Below are 5,912 nucleotides of genomic sequence, written 5' to 3' on the forward strand. Positions count from 1 at the left end.
CGAGCACTACTTATTTTGAAGGTGGAGTTTATGCCAAAGGTTTAACAATTGAAGGAGTGAATTTATTCCTTGCAGACGTCAACAATAATACAATCCAGCCTTCATCAATTGATGCAAAATCTATCAACAGCATTGTCGAGCAACGAACACGATTAACAGAAGACAACTTAATTTTCGCTACTAGTATTACGCTTTCAAAAACATCTCAAAAAGATTTAGCAGACAACAATTTTTATGCTTTTAAAGGTAAAATAGAATCTGCCGGTAATTTGATTTCCTTGTTAGCCGAAGCGTCAAAACTTACGCAAAATGGTTCACAAACGGCTTTTGGAGTAGAATTTTCGCAATACATCTAAACTGAATTTGAATTTATAAAACACTGGGATTTAACCCGTAAAAAAGTATTGGCGGCCAAAGCATTTGCGGGTTTTGCTATTCCGTATGGCAATTCGAAGAGTATTCCTTTCTCCCGAAGTTATTTTGCCGGTGGAACCAATGATATTCGAGCGTGGCAGTCTTATAATTTGGGTCCCGGAAAAACAGGCTCTGTTCAGGATTTTAACGAGGCGAATATGAAACTATTGTTCAGTACGGAATTTCGTTTTGGTATTTTCCAACAGTTAAATGGTGCTTTTTTTGTGGATGCAGGAAACATTTGGAATGTTAAAGATATTGTCTCCAACCCAGATGCTGTCTTTTCAGGATTAAAATCGTTGGAAAATATCGCTGTTGGTTCAGGATTCGGATTCCGATATGATTTCAACTTCTTTGTTATCCGAATAGACTTAGGCTTTAAAACCTATAATCCGGCAAATCCAGCAAATGAAAAATTGTTGAAAGAAATGCGTTTTGACAAATCTGTTTTAAATATTGGAATTAATTATCCTTTCTAAAATTAGAAATTATTATTTTTGTATCCCGAAGTTTCGGGAATAACTTTAAACAACACAAACAATGGCTCACAATATAAAACCTGGAGTAGCAACGGGAGATGAAGTTCAGGCAATTTTTGCTTACGCGAAAGAAAAAGGATTTGCGCTTCCTGCAGTAAACGTTATTGGTTCAAGTACAATTAACGGTGTTTTGGAAACAGCTGCCAAATTAAAAGCTCCGGTTATTATTCAATTCTCAAATGGTGGAGCCGCTTACAATGCCGGAAAAGGACTTTCAAATGCTGGCGAAAAAGCAGCTATTGCCGGTGGAATTGCAGGAGCAAAACATATTCATGCATTAGCTGAAGCTTATGGCGCAACCGTGATTCTTCATACCGACCATTGTGCTAAAAAATTATTGCCTTGGATTGATGGTTTATTAGATGCTTCTGAAAAGCATTTTGCCGAAACAGGAAAACCATTATACTCTTCACATATGCTTGATTTATCTGAAGAACCGATGCATGAAAACATTGAAATCTGTAAAAAATACCTTGAACGCATGAGCAAAATGGGTATGACTTTGGAAATCGAATTAGGAATTACAGGTGGTGAAGAAGATGGCATTGACAATTCTGGTGTTGATCATTCTGAATTATACTCAACTCCTGAAGATGTTGATTATGCTTACACAGAATTGCTAAAAGTTAGTCCGCGTTTTACTATTGCTGCGGCTTTCGGAAATGTTCATGGTGTTTACAAACCAGGAAACGTAAAACTGACACCCACAATCCTTCGCGATTCTCAGGATTATATTCAGAAAAAACACAATACAGGAAAAAACCCAGTCGATTTTGTATTCCACGGTGGCTCTGGCTCAACGCCGGAAGAAATCAAAGAAGCGATTTCATATGGTGTAATCAAAATGAATATTGATACCGATTTACAGTTTGCCTATACTGAAGGAATCCGTGATTATATGGTGAATAATATTGACTATTTAAAAACACAGATTGGTAATCCAACAGGAGCAGATTCTCCAAACAAAAAATATTACGATCCTAGAAAATGGATACGCGAAGGTGAAATGACTTTCAACAAAAGATTAGAGGAAGCATTTGCTGACCTAAATAATGTGAACACTCTATAAAGACATCACTGCAAACTGATTACTGAACACTGAACACTAAATATATGGCTTGGTTTAAAAGAACAGAAAAAGGTATCACTACCGCAACCGAAGATAAAAAAGACGTACCAAAAGGACTTTGGTATAAATCGCCAACGGGGAAAATTATTGACCAGGACGAATTGGCCAGAAATCTTTGGGTTAGCCCGGAAGATGATTTCCATGTTAGAATTGGCAGTAAGGAATACTTCGAAATCTTATTTGACGACAATCAATTCAAAGAATTGGACGCAAAAATGACTTCAAAAGATCCATTGGGATTTGTGGATACTAAAAAATATTCAGACCGATTGAAAGATGCTATCGACAAAACAGGATTAAAAGATGCTGTTAGAACCGGAGTTGGAAAATCAAAAGGAAATGACTTAGTAGTTTGCTGTATGGATTTTGCCTTTATTGGCGGTTCAATGGGCGCTGTTGTTGGTGAAAAAATTGCCCGTGGAATTGATTATTCTATCAAAAATAAAGTGCCATTTGTGATGATTTCAAAATCGGGTGGTGCGCGTATGATGGAAGCAGCTTATTCGTTGATGCAATTAGCAAAAACTTCTGCAAAATTGGCGCAGTTGGCTGAAGCTAAAATTCCGTATATCTCTTTATGTACTGATCCAACAACTGGTGGAACTACGGCTTCTTATGCGATGCTTGGTGACATAAATATTTCTGAGCCTGGCGCTTTGATTGGTTTTGCCGGTCCAAGAGTTGTTCGTGATACTACAGGAAAAGATTTGCCGGAAGGTTTCCAGTCTGCAGAGTTTGTCTTAGATCATGGTTTCCTTGATTTTATCGTACCAAGAAAAGAATTGAAAGACAAGATTAATTTATATATCGATTTGATTTTGAATCAGAATATTAGATAATTATTCTAAAAAAGTCAATAAATACAAATAGTAAAGTCCATCCCAAAAGATGGACTTTTTTTAGATTTGTTTTGATTATGATTACGGTCACGGATTGGAAATCCGCGCTATCTGATGTTAAAGCTCAGGGTTTTTATTGTTAGTTATTACATACCTGACAGAGCGGATTTGTAATCCGTGCCTTTAAATTCAAAATCAACTCAAAAACTGAAAACTGAAAACTAGAACTACATTCCACTTCTAATCGCTTCCACAGGATCTAATCGCGAAGCAGAAATAGCAGGCAGAATTCCGGAAATTAATCCAATAATGGCGGCCAAACTTGTTCCGAGAATGATGTTGCCCATACCAAGTACAAATTCAAAATCCAAGACTTTGGTCAAAATCATCGCAATAATCCAGACGAGAAGCAATCCGACAATTCCACCAATAACACAAAGTATAATGGCTTCAAAAAGAAACTGGAAAAGGATGAATTTATTTTTGGCGCCCAACGATTTTTGAATTCCAATTAAATTAGTTCTCTCTTTCACGGAAACAAACATAATATTGGCAATTCCAAAACCACCAACCAAAAGTGAAAACCCGGAAATAATCCAGCCTCCCATTTTTAAGCTTGAGATTACACCGTCAATCATATCGGTAAAACCAGATAGCACATTGATAAAGAAATTGTCTATTTCGCCTTGTTTCACACCTCTGTAATTGCGGAGTTTTTGTGAAATTTCTCCTTTTAGTGCGTCAACATCAGCATCTTTTTCAGGTTTTATAACAATTACCGGAAGCACATTTTGATTATTATCTCCATAGAGACTTCGAAGAAAACCAGCTGGGAAAAATGCCGAAGTGTCATCGCCACCGCCAATATCCATTCCGGAGCCTTTCTTTTTGGTAACGCCAATAACGGTGAAACGCTGGCCATACATTCGGACGGTTTTGCCTATCGGGTCAACATTTTCAAAAAGCTGTTCTGCAATATCAAACCCTAAAACCACGACCTGTTTTCCTGCATTTGATTCCAATTCATTAAAAAACCTTCCTTCAGAAAACTCCATCCTTTGGACATCCACAAATTCAAAAGTAACGGCCACAATATTAACATTCGATACCGTTTTTGACTCAAATTTTATGTTCTGACTTCCAGCAAAATATTGAAAACAGGAATTTTCTACATTGTCCAAAGACGATTTCAGGTATTGGTATTCTTCATAATTTACATTTGGAAACTGCTCTCTTTTCCAGCGCGGAATATCGCTTGGCCCAAAAGACTGACTCGTTAAATAAATAGTGTTTTTATCTAATGTGCTTAAGTCTGCTTTGATTTTTCTATCCAAAGAATCAACAGCTGCAAGCACCGCAATGATTGAAAAGATTCCAATAGTCACACCTAAAAGTGAAAGCATTGTTCGCAATTTATTGTTGCGAAGCGCATTCATGGCAAAAGCAAAACTTTCTTTGAGCAGTCTTAAGTAAAGTAACATTTAGGTCGGTTTACGGTGTTGTAAATTTCGATAAAAATAATGAAAATCAACACAATTTTTTAGATTGCTTTATTGGTGTCAAAAAATAAAAAAATGTTACAAAAAAAATGAGAATCTGAATCAAGTTCAGATTGAAAAAAACTACTTTTGTTCGCTTAAACACAACTACACAATGAGTACTACAAAAACAATCCAATCGGCACTGATTTCAGTCTTTTCAAAAGACGGATTAGAACCGATAGTTCGCAAACTACACGAACAAAACGTAACGATTTATTCCACCGGCGGAACGGAAGAATTCATCACTAATCTGGGAATTCCGGTTGTTCCTGTTGAAGAAGTTACCTCGTTTCCTGAAATCCTTGGCGGAAGAGTAAAAACGTTGCACCCGAAAATTTTTGGTGGAATCCTAAACCGTCAGGACAATGAAACCGATGTGGCTCAAATGAAGGATTTTGAAATTCCACAAATTGATTTGGTGATTGTTGATTTATATCCGTTTGAAAAAACAGTTGCTTCGGGCGCAGGCGAAGCTGATATTATAGAGAAAATCGATATTGGTGGCATTTCGTTAATCCGCGCTGCTGCCAAAAATTTTAACGATACTGTTATTGTGGCTTCTGTAAATGAGTATTCGATTTTATTCGATTTGATTTCAACACAAAATGGAGCAACAACTTTGGAACAGAGAAAACTTTTAGCAACAAAAGCATTTCATGTTTCATCACATTATGATACTGCGATTTTTAATTATTTTAATACAGATGACACTTATTTCAAAGCGAGTATTTCGGAAGGTCAGATTTTGAGATATGGTGAAAACCCACATCAGAAAGGATTTTTCTTTGGCGAATTTGAGAAAATGTTCAGCAAATTACACGGAAAAGAATTGTCATATAACAATTTATTAGATGTTGATGCGGCAGTGAATTTGATTTTGGAATTCAAAAACAACGAACCAACATTTGCCATTTTAAAACACAACAACGCCTGCGGAATAGCTACAAGAAGCAACATGAAGGAAGCTTATCTGGCAGCCTTGGCTGGCGATCCTACTTCGGCTTTTGGTGGCGTTTTGATTGCGAACGGAAAAATAGATTCGGCTACAGCCAAAGAAATTAACTCACTTTTCTGTGAAGTTGTTATCGCTCCAATATTTGATGAAGAAGCGGTTGCCATTTTATCTGAAAAGAAAAACAGAATTATTTTGGTTCAGCACGAAGTTGAATTACCAAACAGTCAGGTCAGAACTTGTCTGAATGGTTTATTAGTGCAGGATAGAAACACGATTACCGACTCAAAAGATGGCTTAAAAGTCGTTACGAATACGGCTCCAACCGAGCAGGAAATCGACGATTTATTATTTGCATCAAAAATTTGTAAAAATACTAAATCAAACACGATTGTATTTGCAAAAAACAGTACATTAGTGGCATCAGGAACAGGTCAGACTTCGAGAGTCGATGCGTTGAAACAAGCGATTGAAAAAGCGACAACTTTTGGCTTTGAT

The 5,912-nt window shown here is 36.8% G+C and carries 5 protein-coding genes and 1 pseudogene; 5 read left to right on the forward strand and 1 reads right to left on the reverse strand.

All coding sequences use genetic code 11. The features are described 5' to 3' along the window. The 4 genes and pseudogenes from ABIQ27_RS14205 to accD form a co-directional block, all read left to right on the forward strand. A pseudogene (locus ABIQ27_RS14205) lies at positions 1–356 on the forward strand (outer membrane protein assembly factor); the annotation flags it as partial. 15 nt (positions 357–371) lie between these two features. Beyond that, positions 372–893, forward strand: a complete 522-nt coding sequence (locus ABIQ27_RS14210; protein WP_348034581.1) for a BamA/TamA family outer membrane protein — start codon at positions 372–374, stop codon at positions 891–893. Between the two features lie 61 nt (positions 894–954). Further along, positions 955–2,022 (forward strand): class II fructose-bisphosphate aldolase, encoded by a 1,068-nt coding sequence (fbaA, locus tag ABIQ27_RS14215; RefSeq protein ID WP_348034577.1) that lies wholly within the window; start codon positions 955–957, stop codon positions 2,020–2,022. Between the two features lie 44 nt (positions 2,023–2,066). Next, positions 2,067–2,921, forward strand: coding sequence for an acetyl-CoA carboxylase, carboxyltransferase subunit beta (accD, locus tag ABIQ27_RS14220; protein WP_348034578.1), 855 nt, complete (start codon positions 2,067–2,069; stop codon positions 2,919–2,921). 227 nt (positions 2,922–3,148) lie between these two features. Here accD and ABIQ27_RS14225 read toward each other — a convergent pair whose 3' ends face one another. Then, positions 3,149–4,402, reverse strand: coding sequence for an ABC transporter permease (locus ABIQ27_RS14225; RefSeq protein ID WP_348034579.1), 1,254 nt, complete (start codon positions 4,400–4,402; stop codon positions 3,149–3,151). A 172-nt stretch (positions 4,403–4,574) separates the two neighbouring features. Between ABIQ27_RS14225 and purH the strand changes: the two genes are divergently transcribed. Further along, on the forward strand, positions 4,575–5,912 hold a 1,338-nt coding region (purH, locus tag ABIQ27_RS14230; protein WP_348034580.1), incomplete at its 3' end, for a bifunctional phosphoribosylaminoimidazolecarboxamide formyltransferase/IMP cyclohydrolase.

It is taken from the genome of Flavobacterium sp. (assembly GCF_039916025.1).
Classification (GTDB): Bacteria; Bacteroidota; Bacteroidia; order Flavobacteriales; family Flavobacteriaceae; genus Flavobacterium.

Coding starts and splice junctions, on each gene's coding strand:
- ABIQ27_RS14225 (WP_348034579.1), bottom strand. CDS start 4,402: ATGTTACTTTACTTAAGACTGCTCAAAGAAAGTTTTGCTTTTGCCATG.
- fbaA (WP_348034577.1), top strand. CDS start 955: ATGGCTCACAATATAAAACCTGGAGTAGCAACGGGAGATGAAGTTCAG.
- accD (WP_348034578.1), top strand. CDS start 2,067: ATGGCTTGGTTTAAAAGAACAGAAAAAGGTATCACTACCGCAACCGAA.